Source organism: Deltaproteobacteria bacterium (genome assembly GCA_016180845.1).
Classification (GTDB): Bacteria; UBA10199; UBA10199; order JACPAL01; family JACPAL01; genus JACPAK01.
Map to the genome: position 1 here is coordinate 117,124 of JACPAK010000001.1, position 16,642 is coordinate 133,765.

Annotated in this window: 17 protein-coding genes, 1 tRNA gene and 1 other RNA gene; 12 read left to right on the forward strand and 7 right to left on the reverse strand. The window is 50.0% G+C overall.

The genetic code is table 11. The features are described from left to right. Window positions 1–3: 3 nt before the first annotated feature. Genes HYT76_00605 through folB form a run of 3 tightly spaced genes read right to left on the reverse strand, consistent with a single transcriptional unit; the run spans window position 4 to window position 1,409 of the window. Window positions 4–408 (reverse strand): 6-carboxytetrahydropterin synthase, encoded by a 405-nt coding sequence (locus HYT76_00605; GenBank protein MBI2082045.1) that lies wholly within the window; start codon window positions 406–408, stop codon window positions 4–6. After that, window positions 392–1,069 (reverse strand): SDR family NAD(P)-dependent oxidoreductase, encoded by a 678-nt coding sequence (locus HYT76_00610; protein MBI2082046.1) that lies wholly within the window; start codon window positions 1,067–1,069, stop codon window positions 392–394. Before HYT76_00610 ends, HYT76_00605 begins: the two co-directional genes overlap by 17 nt. Further along, window positions 1,059–1,409, reverse strand: a complete 351-nt coding sequence (gene folB, locus HYT76_00615) for a dihydroneopterin aldolase (protein MBI2082047.1) — start codon at window positions 1,407–1,409, stop codon at window positions 1,059–1,061. The genes HYT76_00610 and folB overlap by 11 nt, the downstream gene beginning before the upstream one ends. 218 nt (window positions 1,410–1,627) lie before the next feature. Here folB and HYT76_00620 point away from each other — a divergent pair, with 218 nt between their 5' ends. Next, window positions 1,628–2,338 carry a hypothetical protein gene (locus tag HYT76_00620; GenBank protein MBI2082048.1) on the forward strand — a complete coding sequence of 237 codons (711 nt, stop codon included), beginning with the start codon at window positions 1,628–1,630 and terminating at the stop codon, window positions 2,336–2,338. Here HYT76_00620 and HYT76_00625 read toward each other — a convergent pair. The 3 genes from HYT76_00625 to HYT76_00635 are packed head-to-tail and all read right to left on the reverse strand — an operon-like array spanning window position 2,335 to window position 6,220. Continuing rightward, a complete protein-coding gene (locus HYT76_00625; GenBank protein ID MBI2082049.1) occupies window positions 2,335–3,906 on the reverse strand; it encodes an FAD-dependent thymidylate synthase in 1,572 nt (523 codons plus the stop codon). The genes HYT76_00620 and HYT76_00625 overlap by 4 nt on opposite strands. Continuing rightward, complete coding sequence (locus HYT76_00630) at window positions 3,907–4,617, reverse strand: phosphoadenylyl-sulfate reductase (GenBank protein ID MBI2082050.1); 711 nt, start codon at window positions 4,615–4,617, stop codon at window positions 3,907–3,909. Window positions 4,618–4,666: 49 nt separating this feature from the next. Then, window positions 4,667–6,220, reverse strand: coding sequence for a hypothetical protein (locus HYT76_00635; protein MBI2082051.1), 1,554 nt, complete (start codon window positions 6,218–6,220; stop codon window positions 4,667–4,669). 155 nt (window positions 6,221–6,375) lie between these two features. Between HYT76_00635 and HYT76_00640 the strand changes: the two genes are divergently transcribed. The 9 genes from HYT76_00640 to rnpB all read left to right on the forward strand — a co-directional run bounded on the left by HYT76_00640 (window position 6,376) and on the right by rnpB (window position 12,522). Next, on the forward strand, window positions 6,376–6,576 hold the full coding sequence (locus HYT76_00640) for a 30S ribosomal protein S21 (GenBank protein ID MBI2082052.1): 201 nt from the start codon (window positions 6,376–6,378) through the stop codon (window positions 6,574–6,576). A gap of 5 nt (window positions 6,577–6,581) precedes the next feature. Beyond that, on the forward strand, window positions 6,582–7,025 hold the full coding sequence (locus HYT76_00645) for a GatB/YqeY domain-containing protein (protein MBI2082053.1): 444 nt from the start codon (window positions 6,582–6,584) through the stop codon (window positions 7,023–7,025). Between the two features lie 86 nt (window positions 7,026–7,111). Next, the gene (locus HYT76_00650; GenBank protein MBI2082054.1) at window positions 7,112–8,809 is read left to right on the forward strand and encodes a DNA primase; all 1,698 of its coding nucleotides are present in this window, start codon (window positions 7,112–7,114) and stop codon (window positions 8,807–8,809) included. A gap of 13 nt (window positions 8,810–8,822) precedes the next feature. Then, window positions 8,823–10,637: an RNA polymerase sigma factor RpoD gene (rpoD, locus tag HYT76_00655; protein MBI2082055.1), complete on the forward strand. Its 1,815-nt coding sequence runs from the start codon at window positions 8,823–8,825 to the stop codon at window positions 10,635–10,637. 2 nt (window positions 10,638–10,639) lie between these two features. Continuing rightward, a tRNA-Ile gene (locus HYT76_00660) sits at window positions 10,640–10,712 on the forward strand. 9 nt (window positions 10,713–10,721) lie between these two features. Further along, a complete protein-coding gene (locus tag HYT76_00665; protein MBI2082056.1) occupies window positions 10,722–11,450 on the forward strand; it encodes a hypothetical protein in 729 nt (242 codons plus the stop codon). Then, window positions 11,447–11,746: a hypothetical protein gene (locus HYT76_00670; GenBank protein ID MBI2082057.1), complete on the forward strand. Its 300-nt coding sequence runs from the start codon at window positions 11,447–11,449 to the stop codon at window positions 11,744–11,746. Before HYT76_00665 ends, HYT76_00670 begins: the two co-directional genes overlap by 4 nt. Before the next feature lie 3 nt (window positions 11,747–11,749). Next, the gene (locus HYT76_00675) at window positions 11,750–12,154 is read left to right on the forward strand and encodes a ribonuclease HI family protein (GenBank protein MBI2082058.1); all 405 of its coding nucleotides are present in this window, start codon (window positions 11,750–11,752) and stop codon (window positions 12,152–12,154) included. Window positions 12,155–12,167: 13 nt separating this feature from the next. Then, an RNA gene (rnpB, locus tag HYT76_00680) (RNase P RNA component class A) lies at window positions 12,168–12,522 on the forward strand. Between the two features lie 23 nt (window positions 12,523–12,545). Here the strand turns inward: rnpB and HYT76_00685 are convergent. After that, complete coding sequence (locus HYT76_00685) at window positions 12,546–12,974, reverse strand: hypothetical protein (GenBank protein ID MBI2082059.1); 429 nt, start codon at window positions 12,972–12,974, stop codon at window positions 12,546–12,548. A 129-nt stretch (window positions 12,975–13,103) separates the two neighbouring features. On the opposite strand from HYT76_00685, the gene HYT76_00690 reads away from it, so the two are divergent. Beyond that, on the forward strand, window positions 13,104–14,261 hold the full coding sequence (locus tag HYT76_00690) for a thiolase family protein (protein ID MBI2082060.1): 1,158 nt from the start codon (window positions 13,104–13,106) through the stop codon (window positions 14,259–14,261). Next, window positions 14,258–16,618 (forward strand): 3-hydroxyacyl-CoA dehydrogenase/enoyl-CoA hydratase family protein, encoded by a 2,361-nt coding sequence (locus HYT76_00695; protein ID MBI2082061.1) that lies wholly within the window; start codon window positions 14,258–14,260, stop codon window positions 16,616–16,618. The genes HYT76_00690 and HYT76_00695 overlap by 4 nt, the downstream gene beginning before the upstream one ends. Window positions 16,619–16,642 lie beyond the last annotated feature (24 nt).

Here is a 16,642-nt window from a genome sequence, read left to right on the forward strand (position 1 = left end):
GTTTCATTCTCCTCGATAGGAAGCCCAAGCACTCTCGGTCTCCCAGACCTTCACCTCTTCCACAGGTAATTCCTTCTGAACAGCGTAGCGATAAATCTTCCGGGCAATCGCCTCCGCAGAGGGGTTCGCCTCAAAAACCACGACCGGTTCTCCAAGCTCTCTTAGGGGACCGATCAACGGATCGTCTTTTCGGAGGAGCATTTTGTGATCCATCTCCTGATCGATCCAGGTCTTGACCTTAGCGGTGATCTCACCAAAGTCAAAGACGAAATCCCTCTGATCGAGCGTCTCACTCTTCAAGAGAATCTCCACCCTCGCATTATGTCCATGCAAGTGGCCACACCCCCCTTCGTGACCCATCAACCGGTGGCCGTAACAAAAGTAAATTGTTTTACAGATTTGAAACATTCAAAAAAACCGCCTTCACAAAATCTTCCACCGTCCCCCACCACTTTTTCGACATTCTTCCCATCACCTTTTTCTGGCGCCCCTTCCCAAGATAGGAGGCTGGCAGAATCGGACCGGGACAGACGGCAAAAATCTGTATCTTGGGGGGCAGGATCTTGGCAAGCCCTTCGGTAAGGGCGATGAGAGCTGCCTTTGAGATAGAGTAAGGGAGAAAATTTTTGTCAGGACGACCCCCTCCCCTGTCACCGATATTAATAATCCTCCCCCCTCTTCTCATAAGCGGGGCAATCGACTGGATCAGAAAAAAAGGGGCCTTCAAATTGATATCCAGAAAGGCATCCCAGTCACCTTCTTTCACACGACCAAAAGGCGCTGGATAAAAAATCGAGGCGTTGTTGATCAGGATGTCGATCGAGTAGCCATCGCGCCTTATTTTTCGAACCATTCGAGCGATCGATTTCAGATCGGAAAGCTCCGCCTGATAGGCATCGGATTCCACACTCCGATTCCGAAGATTAGAAACGAGCGCAAGCGCTTCTCTGCGAGACTTTCCATAATGAATGAGAACGTTCGAGCCTTTAGAGGCGAATCTTTCGGCAAGCGCCCGCCCCAAACGCCTCGCGGCGCCGGTAATGAGTACTGTTTTTCCTTTAAGATTCATCAGAGCTGACCTTCACAGAAACCGAATCGGCGAACCGGAGGGCGAATGGTTTCTCAACCTCGACCGTCGCACGAAGGACCTTCCTGTTTTTCATCACAAGTTTGAGAATTTCACTGGCTAATTTCTCGATCAGGAAATAACGCGACGATTCGACATGTCGAATAATCGCCTTCGTCATCGGCTTATAATTAACCGTATCTTTCAATCGATCTGTCTTGCATGCCTTTTGGGCATCAATATCCATCTCAATATGAACAACAATGTCTTGTTTGACCTTTCTTTCCCAGTCATCGGTCCCAATAATCGTCCTGAGTCTCAGGCTTTTGATTCGGAGGATCATGGTCCTGCCTTAGCGTCGATGGATCTGACTCGTCAAGCAGGCATCCCGATCATTTTGAGTTCTGTTCTAGCAGTAACCATCTCATCGATTCAAGCGGCGGCAGACAAGGTGGGATTGTCGACTCATTTCAATCGGGTTGTTAGAGAAAAAACTAGCAACTCAAAGGGCTGAATGCCGAAGAGCAGGGTAAGTTTTTCTTGTCTATCAAGGAGGTCCTCATGAGATTACGAACTTTACTGGGTATCGCAGCTGGCCTTGGAGGAGGTGCAGCCCTGTTAACTGTAGCATACCAGCGGCGACAGGCCGCTTCTCGTGAAATTCATAAGATGATGATCAGTCGGGATAGGATCAATTTTTATGTCAGCGATGTCAGCTATGGAAGGCCGTGTGTGAGCTCAGATGGAGGAGACTCAAACAGGACTTATTACAGCAGGACTTATTACAGTCAGATCGTCGGTAGCGCCCTCGCCCCTCATGAGCCTACCTATATCACTCCTAAAGGTTCGGAACCTACTTGCGGGTGGACTAATGAAACATATGAAGTGACTGATCCTCATCGACAAATATTCGAAACCGCCCAACGTCATTGGGGTCGCCTACAAAAGTTTTTTACCTTAACTGAAATCCGCTTGGCCTCATCCTGCCATCCCCTGACCGAGGCCGATTGGAGAGATCAACTTCACTTGAAACCGGAACCGATCGTTGACTCGGCGGTGATCTGTAAATTGGGCGCGTCACAAGCCCAACCCAATGGCGAGGCAACAGTTGTCGTAGAGTCTTTACACAATGGACGCAGCTTCTCAACCCGCGTTTATCTGAATGTCGACGGCGCCCCTCAACCTCCTCTTGTCTGGATGGACGACTCTTGGTCTACCAATGTCAAGAAGGTGAGGGAACTACACGCCACAGGATCGTCGGGAAACGACTAAAGAAGCCGCTCGTACTGCTCAATCCCATACTTCCAAACCGGCACGCCGCAGTACCGATCCCCCTCGGGACAGTACGGTTTGATCCCCGCCCCTTTTCTTAAATAACAAGGGGCAAGGATATGTCGTGCAATCCGCGGATGGATCTCCTGCACCTGTTTCAGTTCATCGATCGTCGCGAAGAAGATCTCCTCTTGCGCATCGTAACAGGCGCGCGTGCGCCATTTATGATGCAGATTCAAGAGATCCCCCGACTCCTGAAACCGGATCGGAAAGGCGTTCGGCAAGAGGTAGAGCGCGAATTCAGGAGAGACCCCATCACTCAAGAGATCATTGATCCCTCGGAAAATCTTCCGCATCGCCTCTTCGTAAACTTGTCGAGGCCCGTCGTTCTCCCGAATCAGCATTGGCGAAATATAATCCGGCTCTCCGGTATAATGAGCGAACAGGATCGGGCGCGAGGCCGGGGTCATCCGGTGACGTTGATCCTGCGAGTCAGCGGTATGCGAGATCTTTTTCTGAAAGGTGTAGTGAGGATGGGCCATCGTCCGTGTCAGCTTGGAGAGCGTTGTGAGATTGAGCGTATCTCCAAAATAGGAATTCTTTGCCGGATTCATAACAAGATCGATCGCCTCATCATCGACAAGTTGCGCTTTGAAAAGGCCCAGCACCTCCCGCACCGACTGGGCTAGGACCGCCTCGGCGTTTGATTTGTAGTCAACGAGCCTTGAATCATGCCCGTCGAGAGATTGATCAAACTCCCGGATAAATTCCTTATTTCTTGCGGGATTAAATCTGCCAAATTTTTCTGAAAAGAACCGGTACTCAGGCGTCTCTTCCAGAGGAATTGGATCTTTGAGCTCCTTTTTAAAATCAGGATCCGCCTCGCAGACCGCATCAACCATCTTCTGGACCACATAACGCTGCTCAAAAGGGGTATCGAACAATTCTGACAATCGGTAGTAGCGCAAAAGTGTCAGGGCACTTACCGTATGGTACATGTAAGAATGTGTCGCGACCGGCAGGATATACCGAGCGATTTCATAGGCCCGTTTTTTCAGTTTCGCTTCGTAAATCTTTTCTGACTTTTCCCGTGCCGGAAAAATTTTAAAGAATCTTCGCCGAATATCCGGAAGAAGAAGCTCAATGAGTCGATTATAGGTCTCCATCTGGAGGTTGACGACCTCAAGATACCGATCCTTCTGCCGATCCTTGAGTGGAGGGATCGTGAAATGGCCGGGGGCGACCTTCACGTATCTCTGACTCACCTGTTCTGAATTGTAAAAAGGATGGCTGTGCAGAAACGACCAGATGAAGTGGCGTGAAATTTTATCGAGCGCAAAGACAAAACTTCCATGCTGCCGGGTTGTCAGATGTCCCGCCTCGAGGGTTGACTTCGCAATCTTATCCCGAAGCGCAAGGGCCGCTGAATCCTTAACGACATCCGCCGTCGTCAGGATCCCCTTCGAGGAGTAACAGGTCCTCGCCGCAGCGATAGAGAGATTGTATGGTTCCCCAATAAACCCAGCTAAGGTAACAACAGGTGGCTCTGAGAGGAAGACTTCTGTCATCTACTTCTTTACATGAAGCCCGCATTCCTTGGTCTCCGGATTTTCCCACCACCAGCGACCGGCGCGCTCATTCTCTCCAGGTTTCACGGCGCGTGTGCAGGGGGCACAACCGATCGAAGGATAACCGGCATCATGGAGTTTGTTGTAGGGGACCCCGTTCTTTTTGATGTAGTCCCAAACCTGATCCTTCGTCCAATCAGCGATCGGATTCACCTTGATCATCTTGTTATGCGCCTCATCAACTTCAATCTTGGCCACAGCGGTTCGGGTCACGGACTGTTCCCGTCTTAAACCTGTCACCCAGGCATCGAGCCCCTTTAACGCACGATTCAGCGGCTCGACCTTGCGAATACCGCAACATTCCTTCCGGTTCTCGATCGAGTCATAGAAAAGATTCATCCCCTTCTCTCTGACCATCGCCTCGACCGTATCCCACTTCGGGAACATCACCTCGAGCTTGATCCCGTATCGCTCACGAACCCGATCCATGACATCATAGGTCTCGGGATTCAGACGACCGGTATCGAGGGTAAAAATCCGCGCCTTCGGGTTGATCTTCACCATTATATCGATCAGGACCACATCCTCAGCCCCAAAGCTGGAGGCGAGCGCGATCCGCGGATGGTAGGTCTGGAGGGCCCATTTTAAGACCTCTTCAGCGCTCTTTTCCTCCATCTCCTGGGCTTTCTCAGCGACAGCAACTCCTGCCATAAAAATCTCCTTCCCTATTGAGTGAGTTTATTAGGTTGGCGGTAACTTTTCAAACTACTTCTGTCAACTCTTCCTCTTCAGAATCGCGTCTCCGATCTTGGTGGTCTCCCTGTTGTTCTTGACCCTCTGCCGCCTCTTCAGGTTCTGGGACCTCGGGCAGGTCCTCGGAAACTTCTTCGGCATGGATCTCATACTCCAGCACCTGAGCCACTGCCTCTATTTGGGTGCTGTAATCACTCCCTCGAGGCTTGAGGGCGCTTGTGTCCATTGGGAAACTGACGATGCGAGGCTGCATCTGAGGGGTGAAACAAAAGTAGGTAGCCGATGATTCTGGAGCAAGGGGTGAAAATTCCACAGAACCAAAAAGGCCTCTGGATCGCCCTCCCTCAAGTAGCAATTTCCCTTCCCCTCTCCGCTCCCCTGACAACGAAACTCGTTTTCGTTTCAATAAAGAAGTCCTACCCCTCGGAGCTGGAATGACTGAAGGGCTATCCTGCCCAGGGAGATCAGATGCCGCCAAGACCAAAGATTGCTGTTGGATCAAGGAAGGGATAAAACCGGCCTCGGGAGGAAGGGCCCCTGAAACCCCATTCCCCCTTTCCGACAACTCATACGGCATCAGATAGGAATTTCTAGCTTTAGCAAAAAGAGGAGCAAGCCCCTCTCTCGTCCCTGCAGGTGAGGCCTCTCTCTCGGAATTTTCCAACACAACTCTCGTCTCTGCATCTCCTCCATCCGGAGTCAAAGAATCCTCTCTCATCGGGAGGAGTGGTGGAACCGCTTCCCCTCTCCTCTCCCTCACAGGAGCAGGCGGTGGAGAACTGTCACCCCTTAAATATCGATTTGTCAAAAGGATCCAGGTCGCTACAGGCCTGTCAGCCTCTAGTATTTGACCGCTGCGATCACGATATGGGTATTGAAAAGTAAGGGCTCTTGGCTGTTCGATAGCGATCGGACGTCCAATCTTCGCATCCACCATCCTGACGGTATGAAGGATATGAATCCCTTTTCCCTGAGGAGCTAATGGGAAGGATCTGCCAAGAGAAGAAGTACTTTTTTGTGGAGATAAAGCCGGTGGACGGGTCGAAGGAGCAATCTCTATCGGTTTCTGGAATAAACTCACTCGTCCCTGTTGAGACCATCGGCCACTCACCAAACTAAATTTTTCTAAAGAGGGATCTGAGAAAACGTCAGGAGACGACACCCTCTGCAATAAATAGGCTACCGCGGCAGTTGCCACTGCAGTGGGAAGCCATCTCACAAGAGGGGTAACGATTCTTTCAAGATGAAGATGGGTCGCTCCTTTGAAAAGACTCCTCAGACCTGTTACGATAGTCTCTGTATCTACTTTTTTCGAAAGAAAATAGGCACCGGCAATCATCGCCGCCCCAGCAACAGCAATTCCTGCTACAGCCATCACTTTTTTAAGATCAAGTTCTTCTTCCTCAACTTGAACGCGAGAAGTCGCTGAGGAGGCAGACTCAGCCGGAACAAAACGGTCAATGGGAACTGGTTTTTCAGAAGCGGGAACCCCTGGGACAGGAAGCGAAGCAACAACCGCCTCGATCAAACGAGTCCCGATTGGGGAATAGACCTCACCCATAAATTCTTTTCCTCTCACATTAAATATCGGGTAACCCTCTGAAATGTTGTTACAAAAACCTGCTTGACAATCATTTTTTCTCACCCTAACCTTCACCACCTTGGCGTTTTGTTAAGACGTTGTTTTTATTTGAATTTTTCAAAGGAGTGCCACAGGTGTCAGGCATTAAGATCCGAGAAGGTGAATCATTCGAAAGCGCTGTCCGGCGATTCAAACGATCTTGCGAAAAGGCGGGTCTGTTAACCGAACTTCGTAAAAGAGAGCATTATGAAAAACCGTCTGTAAGACGAAAGAAGAAAAAAATCGCAGCAAGGAAAAGGGCGCTGAAAAAATTCCGTATTAGGGAGCCCTGGTAAGTTCCATGTCAATCCAAGAAGAACTCAAGAAAGGCGCTATTGCAGCCGCCAAGTCCAAGGATCAAATCAAGCTAGATACGATCCGGATGGCCTCATCGGCCATCAAATACAAGGAGATTGAAAAGCGAGGAGTCTTAAACGAAGATGAAATCCAGCGCGTGCTCGCGACTCTCTGCAAACAGAGGCGGGAGTCGATCGAGCAATTTGAAAAAGGGGGAAGAAAGGATCTCGTTGAGAAGGAAAAACGTGAGCTCGAGATTCTGAAGGCGTTTCTTCCTCCGGAACTTCCTGAAGAAGAAATTCGAAAAAAAGTAAAAGAGATTATTGGATCTATGGGCGCTACCTCACCGAAGGATATTGGAAAAGTGATGAGGGTTTTGATGAAGGAGTTGGCGGGACAGGCCGACGGATCGGTTGTGGGGAAGATTGTCCAGGATCTTCTGAAATAAGGGGGCTTCCTATTCCATATTTTGATGACGAAGAGATCGACAAGGTCCGTCGTGCGGCCGATATTGTTCAGGTCATAGGTGATTTTTTGCCCTTAAAAAAGGCGGGACGACACTTCAAAGGTCTCTGCCCTTTTCATCCTGAAAAAACAGCCTCTTTCATGGTGAATCCAGAACGCCAGATCTTCCATTGTTTTGGGTGTGGTGAGGGAGGAAATGTTATCGGCTTTCTGATGAAATATGAATCATTGGAGTTCCCGCAAGCCTTGGAAAAACTGGCCCAGCGCTTTGGGATTACACTCAAAAAAAGCTTTCAGGACAGCCCTGCCCATCAAAAAAAGAAATCGGAAAAAGAGCTCCTTCTGAAAATCAATCGAATCGCTGCCCGTCATTTCTTCGACAACCTTCATGAAGGCGAGAAAGGTAAAAAAGGCAGGGGGTATCTGGAGGGACGAAAAATCAATCTCAAGAGCGCCCGAGAGGCACTCCTGGGTTATGCCGTTCCCTCTGGCCGTGAACTTGTCAATCACCTCAGGGAAAAAGGGATCTCTCTCGAAGCGGCCGAAAAAGTCGGACTTATACGAAAAAGAGATGACCAGACATTTTATGATTTCTTCCGAGATCGCCTTATTTTTACAATTGTCTCTCCCCAAGGAGAGATTCTTGGTTTTAGTGGGCGTTCTTTGGATTCAGAAGTCGATCCAAAATATCTCAACTCAGCCGATTCCCCCATTTACAACAAAAGCGAATCACTCCTGGGATTTCATGTTGCTAAACAACCGATCCGAATGAAGGACCAGGTCATTCTGGTTGAGGGAAATTTTGATCAACTCCGTCTCTACCAGGAAGGAATCATGAACACCGTCGCGCCCCTAGGCACCGCCTTGACAGAAAAGCAGGTCACGCTTCTCAAACGTTACACCTCAAATTTTATCCTTATTTTCGACGGCGATGCTGCAGGACAAAAGGCAGCAATGCGGGCGCTCGAGGTCTGCCTGCCTCTGGGGATTATGCCTCGCGCCGTTACCCTAAATCCCTCAGAAGATCCCGATAGTTTTGTCATGAAGGAAGGGGCAAAACCGATCCTGGATCGTATTGAAAGGGCCCCTCTGCTCCTGGATGCCACCCTGGAGAAAATCGTTGAAGAGGGAGGAGATTCCGCCTCTGGAAAGCGAACCGCTGTGGAAAGAATCGGTCATTTTCTGACCCTCCTGGCAGGGGATGTAGAGAAAAGTCTCTATATTCAGAAGGTTGCGCATCTTATTGGACTCCCTGAGAAAATTGTTGCCGAGACCACCTTGAAAAGGTCGAAGAAAGGAAGCAACTTTTTACCTGATTTCCACGAGGATGAACATCGAGTTCCGGTGGTTGAGAAGACGCTTGTTGAAATTCTGATCTCGGGACGCGTACCGCCTGCAGATCTCCTTCTGGAAATAAGGGGTTCTGATTTTAGCTTCCTTCTTTTAGGGGAGGCCTGGGAACGGCTCAGGGTTGATTATGAAGGGAACCGGGCGATTGATGTGGGACGGATTGTCACTCAGGAACTCTCAGAAGGCTTGAGGAAGATATTAACCGAATTGGCCATCGGGGCCACAGAGTGGGAAGAGAAAGAAGAGGTTTTTGCTCGTGACTGCATTAAAAACTTCCATCTTGGACGGTATCGGGGCCTTTTGAAAGGAATCTCTCGAGAGATCCGAGAGGCGGAAAGGGCCCATGATCTGGTGAAAGTCAGAGAGCTCTTGAAACAAAAAAATATGCTTTTGAGAGATATCAATACATTACATTAGGAGAAAGAAATTAATGAAGGCTGAAGCAACAACCACCAACCCAGAAAAAAAAGAACTCAAAGAAGTCAAGGAACTCATTACCTTAGGCAAGGAAAAAGGGTTCTTAACTTATGAAGAGGTTAATGAGGCGTTGCCAGATGATGTCGTTTCGGCCGAACAACTCGACGATGTCCTCAACATGTTCGATGAGATGGATATTGAAGTTGTCGACGGTGAAGATGACGCCAAGGCAATAAAAAACAAGGTCGGGACGCCAGAAGGGTATTCGATCGAGGAGAAACCTGTCCTTCCTGAACCGATTGATTCAAAATCTTTTGATACCGATCTTGAAGTCGCCAGCAAATCAACAGACCCGGTCCGTCTCTATCTCCGCAAAATGGGTTCGGTCCCTCTCCTCACAAGAGAAGGAGAGGTGGAAATCGCCAAGAAGATTGAACAAGGTGAAGACGAAGTCCTTCGTATTCTGATTCAGACACCGATCGGATTGAACGATTTCCTGGAGATGGGTGAGAAACTTTCGAAAAGTAAGATCCGCGTTGCGGAGCTGGTCAAGGATTTTGATGATATTGAAGATGGCCAAGGGCTTGATGAATCAGAGTATCGACTCAAGGTTCTAAAATTAATGAGCCGGGTTCGTACGGCGGCAGCGCTCTACCGAAAAAAGACGGGGCGCGCAAGCAATGAACGACTTCGGGAAGAGAATCGTAAAAAGGCAGAGAATGAAGCTGCGGAGGCCCGGGAGATCATCCTGAACTCCCTCAAAGACATGCGCCTCAACAAAAAGACGATCGACAATCTTATTGGCAGTCTGATCAGTTTTGAAGAGACGCTCGATGAGCAGGAAAAGATCCAGGCCAACCTTAGGCGTCGTCTGAACACCGATTTGGAAGGGATTAAAGAGCTGACGGGACGGTATCGTCGGAGTCCCTATCTTCGTCGGAAGGTCGCCGATGAGCTCAAGATGGAACCTGAAGAGCTTGATCCTCTCTTTGAATCTTATCAGCAGGCCGAAAAGAAAATTCGCGAGGCGTTGAAAAACTTCGGCGATGATGCGAAAACTTTAAGGCAAACCATTAAAGATATCTATAGGGCTCAGGCCTTTGCGGAAAGGGCGAAGTCAGAACTTGTAGAAGCCAATCTCCGTCTTGTCGTCAGCATTGCGAAGAAATATACAAACAGAGGTCTTCAATTTCTGGATCTGATTCAGGAGGGGAATATCGGCCTCATGAAGGCGGTCGATAAATTTGAATATAAGCGGGGGTACAAATTTAGCACCTATGCCACCTGGTGGATTCGCCAGGCAATCACGCGAGCGATCGCGGATCAGGCAAGAACGATTCGGATCCCTGTACACATGATCGAAACCATCAATAAGCTCATCCGAACTTCGAGATATCTGGTCCAGGATCTTGGTCGGGAACCAACCCCGGAAGAGATCGCTGAAAAAATGGAGCTCCCTCTGGAAAAGGTGCGCAAGGTCCTGAGGATTGCCAAAGAACCTATTTCTCTGGAAACACCGATTGGCGAAGAAGAAGACAGTCATCTGGGTGATTTCATCGAAGATAAATCGATTCCAACCCCTTCTGATGCCGTCACCGGATTTAATCTGGCGGAACAAACCCAGCGGGTCCTTGCCACGCTGACACCACGAGAAGAAAAGGTTTTGCGAATGCGGTTTGGTATTGGAGAAAAATCGGATCATACTTTAGAAGAGGTGGGGCGCAATTTTTCAGTCACCCGTGAACGGATCCGACAGATCGAGGCAAAGGCGCTGCGCAAGTTGCGCCATCCGAGTCGCGCGAAGAGGCTTAGAAGTTTTGTTGATTGACCGGGCCTGTAGCTCAATTGGCAGAGCCCCCGGCTCATAACCGGGTCGTTGGAGGTTCGATTCCTCCCGGGCCCAGAGGATAAAATGAGCGAAGCAAGAATCATTCAAGATCAACTTCAGCAACTCTACGATCTTTCCCAGATTGATCGCGAGATCACGAAGATTCGAAGTAAAATCGGTGATGCCCCGAAGCGTCGTGAAGAGCTCACCCACCAGTTAGAAGCTGCTGAAGTTCAAATGACCGAAAAAAAAGCGAGGACCGCGGTGCTTGAAAAAGAGAAAATCGGCATCGAATCGGAGGTCCAATTCTCCAGAGACCGTTTGATGGCATTCGAATCAAAAGTAAATCAAATCAAGACAAATAAAGAATACCAGGCAGCCCTCAAAGAAATTGCCGAGACCAAAAATGCCCAAAAACAGATGGAAGATCGAGTTTTGAAGTTAACCGCCGAACTTGAAGAGATTCAGAAGGATTTGAATGAGAAACAGCAAGCGTATGAATTGGAAAAGCAAAAAGCAGAGGAAGAGTTAAAAAGCCTTGCCGAACAGGAGACTCAAGTTGCCCAAGAGACACACGACTTCGAAGAAAAAAGAAAAGGGATGCTGGCGCGGCTCGATGCAGGCTTGAGAGCCAAATATGAAAAAATTCAAACGTCTCGCGGAGCCGCTATTGCCCTGGTGGTCAATGGAACCTGCCAGCAATGCAATATGAGGATTGCCCCTCAGCTCTTAATTGAGGTTCAACGATTCACCGCAATCCATTCGTGTCCTTCTTGTTACCGAATTTTGTACACCACAGGAGGTTCGTCATGAAAATTCAGTCTTTACCCAAAGACCTATTGGCCGAGGTTATTCACTACATCGCCGACTACGAGTCTCTGGACGGTTTGCGCGAAAACCTGGCAGCCGACTTCACCCAGGAAGATATTCGAGGTGCCCTGCGGGAGGTAGCGGTTCAGCTTCTGAAGGAGATCGAGGAGGAAAAGGAGTCGGGGAGATCCGAAATCTCCACCCGCCTTCTTTCTCAGGAGTCCAAAGAACTCCTCTCCTCCCTTTCGCCTCTTGAGGGGAAAAAACTCCTGAAGGCATTCGGGTTTCTTGACAATTAATCCATGAAAGTCGTGAGGCTCTATACCGATGGAGCGGCTCGAGGAAATCCTGGCCCTGCAGGTGCCGGTGCCTACCTTTGCGATGAAAATGGGGATACCGTCGCTGAGCTTTGCGAATACCTTGGAGAAACAACAAACAATATCGCTGAATACCGAGCCCTCCTGCTCGGTTTGAAAAAGGCGATTGAATTAGGATTCGATGAGATTGAGGTCTTGGCCGACTCAGAGCTGATGGTACGCCAACTCCTCGGAAGATATCGGGTCAAGAACGAGGGACTCAAACCTCTTTTTCAAGAAGCGGTCCGCCTCTTGAAACAATTTAAGAAATACTCTATAAAGCATGTGTTCCGGGAAGCGAATCTTGATGCGGATCGACTGGCGAATCAGGCGGTTGATGAAAATTATTGATCTTTGAAAATTGAGAGCTGGTCGGGCAACTACGCTTTCAAGCCTTGTTGCAAAAGGTTTGGAGTGAGGAAAGTCCGGGCTCCACAGGACGCCGCACAGGTTAACGACCTGGCATCGCGAGATGACGGAAAGTGCAACAGAAAGTATGTACGGTCCGCCGTAGCTTTAGCGAAGGCGGATGCTGTAGTGAAATCCGGTAAACCCTGCGGGGAGCAAGATCAAGTAAACCGTACCCCTAAAACCCATTGGTCCGATGGGGTTCCTGAAAAGGACGGTACGGAGGGTTGATCGCTAGAGGCGTTTGGTAACAAACGTCCCAGAGGAATGGTTGCCGAAGACAGAACCCGGCTTATAGACCAGCTCTTATTTTCCTTTCTCTATTTTCTTAAGATTAAGCGAGACCCAGTAAGGTCCGAACGCCTTCTGGAAGTGGTCCTTTTCTTTCGAGTCTTACGTAGAGATCCGAATCAGCCACTCGGTGGAAAAGGGACGCGCCGAGGGAAAAGGCTTGTTCACCGAACCTCACCACAGTGATCTGATCGACAGTCTCCCCCGAAAAACGGATACTGCTCACCATCCCCAGACCTGGTTCCGCACAGGCAAGACGAACATCCCGGCTTGTAAATAACAAAAAGCGCCGCCAACCTCCCCCTACCTGGAACTGGTCTGCCCTGACGGCTGTGGCATTAAAACCTGGGACTGCGGAAAAGGCAGTCTCCGCTTCTATCGCAACAGCCTTTTTTACTGCTACGATGATCCAATCTGTAGGACTACCTCTTCCTAAAATGGCAACAACACGGGCAAGGGCTTTTTCAATCATATTCTGTCAAGATGGTCGTATAGCAGGAAGAATTGTTGCTCCATTTTTTTAATGAGCCAATCACCTGACCAGAATCAATTTGACAGTGTGCGTTAGGGGGTGCAGGGAATGTGGGATGGAGGATAAGTTATGAAAGACGCCGTTATTGTTTCTGCCGTTCGAAGCCCGATGGGAAGGGCTGGGAAAGGGTCGTATGTCACGATGAGGATCGATGACCTCGGTGCCCTTGTGGTCAAAGAGGCACTCAAACGTGTCCCTCAGCTTGATTTGAACGAAATCGAAGATGTCCTGATCGGCTGTGCGATGCCGGAGGGGGAACAGGGGATGAATGTCGCCCGCCAGATTAGCCTCCTCTCCGGAATCCCCTTTTCCGCAGCCGCGACCACCGTGAATCGCTTCTGCGCCTCAGGACTCGAGACAATCAATACCGCCGCCCTCCGTGTCATGACCGGAAATGGTGAGGTCTTTGTTGCCGGTGGTGTCGAATCAATGACCCATGTCCCGATGGGGGGGTTTAACCCTTCCCTGAATGAAAAACTTTTCCAACCGGGGGCCCCACAGGCCTATATCTCAATGGGAATCACCGCCGAAAATGTCGCGGCCAAGTACAAGATCAGCCGTGAAGATCAGGACAAGTTCTCGCTCGCCTCGCATCAAAAGGCGATCCGGGCCCACAAGGAAGGAAAGTTTAAGGCAGAGATGATCCCGGTAGAGATTAAAACAGCCGATGGGAAGAAGATTGTGCTGGAACGTGATGAAAATCCACGCGAGGAGACGACACTTGAAAAACTGGCCCAGCTCAAACCGGCCTTCAAGGAAGGGGGAACCGTCACTGCAGGAAACTCATCACCACTGACGGATGGTGCTGCCGCGGTCGTGGTCATGTCTGCCGATCGCGCCAAGGCGTTGGGGATCAAACCGCTCGCCAGAATCCGGGCGATGGCGGTCGCTGGACTCGACCCTGCCTACATGGGAATGGGACCGGTCCCGGCGGTTCAAAAGGTCCTGAAGCGAGCCGGCATGACATTGAAGGATATCGACATCATCGAGATCAACGAGGCGTTTGCCGCCCAGTCCCTTGCCGTCTTGAGAGAGCTTAACGTCGATATGGAAAAGGTGAATCCTCATGGCGGTGCGATTGCCTTGGGACATCCCTTGGGATGCAGTGGTTCACGAATTATGGCGACGCTGATTAATGATCTGACAATTTACAAGAAGTCGATTGGTCTGGAGACGATGTGTGTGGGTGGGGGACAAGGGGCAGCGACGATCATTGAGATTTTATGACGGGTGAGGGCATTAAAAAAGTCGCGGTCTTGGGTTCTGGCATCATGGGGAGCGGTATCGCGGCCCATCTTGCGAGCGCCGGCATCCCCTCTTACCTCCTCGATATCGTTCCAAAAGATGCCGGAGGTGATCGGAATAAACTGGCAAAGGCCGGCATTGAAAATATCCTGAAGGCAAAACCGTCGCTGATTTATTCGAAAAAGGATGCCCGCCTGATCACCCCAGGAAATTTTGAAGATGATTGGGGGAAACTTGCGGAGTGTGATTGGATTATTGAGGTAGTTGTCGAAAAGCTCGAGATCAAGCGCCAGGTCTTCGAACGGGTTGAAAAGGTCATCCGTCCAGGGACCATCGTCACCTCCAATACCTCAGGCCTCTCTCTCACTGCGATGGCGGAAGGGAGGGGGGCGGAATTTCGACGTCACTTCCTGATCACCCATTTTTTCAATCCGGTCCGGTACATGAAGCTCGTCGAGGTGGTTTCTGCGCCAGAAACAGACCCTAAGACGGTCGCACGGGTCGTTAATCTCCTCGAGGAAAGGCTCGGCAAAGGGGTCGTCTATGCGAAAAATACCCCCAGTTTTGTCGCGAATCGGATCGGCGTTTATAATTGGGTCTCCACATTACAAACGATCCTTCAAGAGGGGTATCAGGTGGGTGAGGTCGACAAAATATTGGGGGCTGCCATCGGTCGACCAAAGAGTGGGATGTTCCGGACATCGGATATGGTCGGTTTGGATACGCTCGTCCATGTCGCCCAGCATACCTATGAATACTGCTCTCGCGACGAAAAGCGGGAGGCCCATCGAATCCCCGCTCCTGTCGAAAAAATGTTGGAAAAGAAAATGCTGGGTGAAAAAACTGGCCAGGGATTCTACAAAAAAATCAAAAAAGAAGATGGGGGCAGTGAGATATTCCAGCTCAATCTGAAGACATTAGACTATGAGCCCCAGCCCAAGTTCCGTTATGAATCACTCTCCGCCACCAAAAATATCGATGACGTTTCGAAAAGGATCCGGTTCCTGGTGGATCAAAAAGATCGGGCCGCCAGCCTCGCCTGGAAATCGGTTCGGGATATGCTTCTCTACTCTGCCCATCGCATTCCTGAGATCGCTGATGATGTGGTTAATATTGATAACGCAATGAAATGGGGCTTCAACTGGTCCCTCGGTCCCTTCGAAACATGGGATGCGCTGGGGGTCCAGAAGGTTGTTGAGCGACTGAAGTCGGAAAATCTCCCCACTCCCCCTCTTGTCCAGAAGGTCCTGACAAAGGGGATCGGATCCTTTTACAAAACAGAGAGCGGGCGTCGTTATTTCTTTGACCTAAAAACAGAGTCATATCTCCCGGTCCCCGATCGACCGGGAATCCTTATTTTAAAATCGGTCAAGGAACAAACCGAGGTCATTCTGAAGAATGACTCTGCCTCTTTAATCGACGTTGGTGACGGTGTCGCCTGCCTGGAGTTCCACTCCAAGATGAACGCGATCGATGGCGAGATCATTCATCTCATGAATGACGCGGTCGCAAGGGTTGAAAAGGACTTCTCCGGGCTCGTCCTCTATAATGAGGGAGAAAATTTTTCTGTCGGTGCGAACCTGATGCTCCTTTTTCTGGCGGCACAATCCGAAGACTGGGGACAGATCGAAGAGGTCGTGAAGTCCTTCCAGCAGGCCTGCATGAGGCTGCGTTACTCAGCAAAACCGGTCGTCGCGGCTCCTTTTAATTTAGCCCTCGGAGGGGGATGCGAGGTCTCACTGGGGGCAGATCAGATTGTTGCCCATGGAGAATTGTACATGGGGCTTGTCGAAGTCGGTGTGGGACTGATCCCTGCCGGAGGGGGATGCAAGGAGATGATCCGTCGATTCGATGAATCGCTCAAAACAGGTCCCTTCGCGAAGGTTCAAAAGGCGTTTGAGACGATTGCCTTCGCCTCCGTCTCGACGTCAGCCAAGGAGGCACAAGAAATAGGTTATTTGACCAAAAAAGATGTCGTCACCCCCTCTCGAGATCACCTTCTCGGAGAGGCCAAGAAAAAGGTTATCGAAATGAGTCGTAGTTATCAGAGACCGGAGCCACGGCGTGATATCCTGCTCCCGGGCCGCGGTGGATACTACGCCCTCCTCTCCGCTATTGAGGGTTTTAGGTTGCAAGGAAAGATTACCGATCATGATCAGGTGATCGGCGAGAAACTGGCCCATATCTTGACTGGTGGCGACATGCCCAACTTGGGATACGTCTCAGAACAGCGTCTCCTCGATCTCGAACGCGAGGTCTTCCTTTCACTCGTCGGGATGGAAAAGACCCAGGCACGTATTCAAAACATGCTTCTCACAGGAAAACCGCTCCGCAATTAAAAAACTTTGACTCGCATCGTTTCG

Excerpts from the sequence above, each read along its gene's own strand:
- HYT76_00605 (MBI2082045.1), bottom strand. The coding sequence starts at position 408 with ATGTTTCAAATCTGTAAAACAATTTACTTTTGTTACGGCCACCGGTTG.
- HYT76_00610 (MBI2082046.1), bottom strand. The coding sequence starts at position 1,069 with ATGAATCTTAAAGGAAAAACAGTACTCATTACCGGCGCCGCGAGGCGT.
- folB (MBI2082047.1), bottom strand. The coding sequence starts at position 1,409 with ATGATCCTCCGAATCAAAAGCCTGAGACTCAGGACGATTATTGGGACC.
- HYT76_00620 (MBI2082048.1), top strand. The coding sequence starts at position 1,628 with ATGAGATTACGAACTTTACTGGGTATCGCAGCTGGCCTTGGAGGAGGT.
- HYT76_00625 (MBI2082049.1), bottom strand. The coding sequence starts at position 3,906 with ATGACAGAAGTCTTCCTCTCAGAGCCACCTGTTGTTACCTTAGCTGGG.
- HYT76_00630 (MBI2082050.1), bottom strand. The coding sequence starts at position 4,617 with ATGGCAGGAGTTGCTGTCGCTGAGAAAGCCCAGGAGATGGAGGAAAAG.
- HYT76_00635 (MBI2082051.1), bottom strand. The coding sequence starts at position 6,220 with ATGGGTGAGGTCTATTCCCCAATCGGGACTCGTTTGATCGAGGCGGTT.
- HYT76_00645 (MBI2082053.1), top strand. The coding sequence starts at position 6,582 with ATGTCAATCCAAGAAGAACTCAAGAAAGGCGCTATTGCAGCCGCCAAG.
- rpoD (MBI2082055.1), top strand. The coding sequence starts at position 8,823 with ATGAAGGCTGAAGCAACAACCACCAACCCAGAAAAAAAAGAACTCAAA.
- HYT76_00665 (MBI2082056.1), top strand. The coding sequence starts at position 10,722 with ATGAGCGAAGCAAGAATCATTCAAGATCAACTTCAGCAACTCTACGAT.
- HYT76_00670 (MBI2082057.1), top strand. The coding sequence starts at position 11,447 with ATGAAAATTCAGTCTTTACCCAAAGACCTATTGGCCGAGGTTATTCAC.
- HYT76_00675 (MBI2082058.1), top strand. The coding sequence starts at position 11,750 with ATGAAAGTCGTGAGGCTCTATACCGATGGAGCGGCTCGAGGAAATCCT.
- HYT76_00685 (MBI2082059.1), bottom strand. The coding sequence starts at position 12,974 with ATGATTGAAAAAGCCCTTGCCCGTGTTGTTGCCATTTTAGGAAGAGGT.
- HYT76_00690 (MBI2082060.1), top strand. The coding sequence starts at position 13,104 with ATGAAAGACGCCGTTATTGTTTCTGCCGTTCGAAGCCCGATGGGAAGG.
- HYT76_00695 (MBI2082061.1), top strand. The coding sequence starts at position 14,258 with ATGACGGGTGAGGGCATTAAAAAAGTCGCGGTCTTGGGTTCTGGCATC.